The sequence below is a fragment of the Nocardia sp. NPDC004718 genome (assembly GCF_053601535.1).
In genome coordinates this window covers 1-1,327 of record NZ_JBSGCA010000163.1, presented here as the reverse complement: position 1 = coordinate 1,327, position 1,327 = coordinate 1, and the positions used below count along the sequence as shown (strand labels likewise).

Below are 1,327 nucleotides of genomic sequence, written 5' to 3'. Positions count from 1 at the left end.
GGGTCTATCTCGCTAACGGCTCCTCTCTGTGTCAAGTCTCGATGAGTAGAGAGGTACCGGTATCGCGAAGCATGACTCGGTAGACGACGTCGGCGAGCTGGCGCTTGAGGCATCGCAGTGCTTCCTTGTGGCCCTTTCCGGCGGCTCGTTTGCGTTGGTAGTAGGCGCGTCCGGCGGTGTCGCGGCGAATCTGGGTGATCGCGATGACGTGCAGCGCGTAGTTGAGCTGGCGGTCGCCAGCGCGGGAGAGCCGGTGGCGGCGAGTGTCTCCGGAGGACACCTCGATCGGGGCCACGCCACAATAGGAGGCGAACGCGGCGGCGGACCGGAACCGGCGTATATCGCTGGTGTGGGCGAGGATCTTGGCCGCCACGACAGTGCCGACGCCATGGATGGTGGTGAGCTGGGTGCGGGACTCGGTGACGGCAACGTCGAGCGAGTTGGTTGCGCTGTCGATGCGGCGATCGAGCCGGCGAAGCTCGCCGATGAGGTCGACGGCGATCTGCCGCAGCGTGCGGCGGCAGTGTTCGCGTGGGCGCACCGACCGAAGCAGCTGCGAGGCAGCCTGCGCGGTGAGTCGTTTCGGCAGCCCAGCCGGCACCAACCGGGCCAGCATGCCGTGCAACCGGTTGGCGGTCTGGGTTCGGGTACGGATCAGGTCGTCACGGTACTCGGTGAGCGTGCGCAGCACCTGCGCCGTCTCGTCGATGTGCACCGATCGCAGTCCGGTGCTGTTGAGCGCGGCGATGCCGACCGACAGCGCATCGGCTTCGTCGTTCTTGCGGCCGTGGCCGGTGGAAAGCATTCGCACCCGGTGGGCGAGTTTCGCTGGCACATCGAGGCACTCGATTCCGTCGTCGGCCAGCTTCTGTGCCAGAGGGGCGCCGAGACCGCGGGCTCCTTCGATCGCCCAGACCGCCTGGGGCCAGTCTCGAGCGAATCAGCGTAGCCGCCGATAGCCCGCGCGGTTGACCTCGACGCGCAGCGAACCCAGCGGCTGGCATTGTTGATCCACGATGACCGCCGTCCACGACGCTTTGTGCGGGTCGACAGCGATCACGACGCGATCGGCGGGACCAGATTTCGCCCGCGACACCTCCATGAAAACCTCGTACAGGCACAGGTTCCAACGAGGAGGGCAAACCAACTTCGGGCGATGCAGACCTCTCTCGAGCCACTCCCGTCGGCGGCCGCGGCCGGGACGCAAGCCGTTAGAAGGTCAGCCCCAGCAGGCGACAGGTGTTTGCCGAGCGACCCCGACCGCAGCCTCGAAGATCATGGCTGCAGACCACGAACTCCGGCCCCGATTCAACAAGTTGGCGTTTGC

The 1,327-nt window shown here is 66.4% G+C and carries 1 protein-coding gene and 1 pseudogene; both read right to left on the bottom strand.

Annotated elements, in window-relative coordinates:
• Positions 1–31: 31 nt before the first annotated feature.
• Positions 32–913 (bottom strand): annotated as a pseudogene (locus ACWEH3_RS36125) (IS110 family transposase); the annotation flags it as partial.
• 27 nt (positions 914–940) lie between these two features.
• Positions 941–1,102, bottom strand: coding sequence for a hypothetical protein (locus tag ACWEH3_RS36120; protein ID WP_450026970.1), 162 nt, complete (start codon positions 1,100–1,102; stop codon positions 941–943).
• Positions 1,103–1,327 lie beyond the last annotated feature (225 nt).

Bases quoted from the DNA above. Each gene is read 5' to 3' on its own strand.
- ACWEH3_RS36120 (WP_450026970.1), bottom strand. From the start codon at position 1,102: ATGGAGGTGTCGCGGGCGAAATCTGGTCCCGCCGATCGCGTCGTGATC.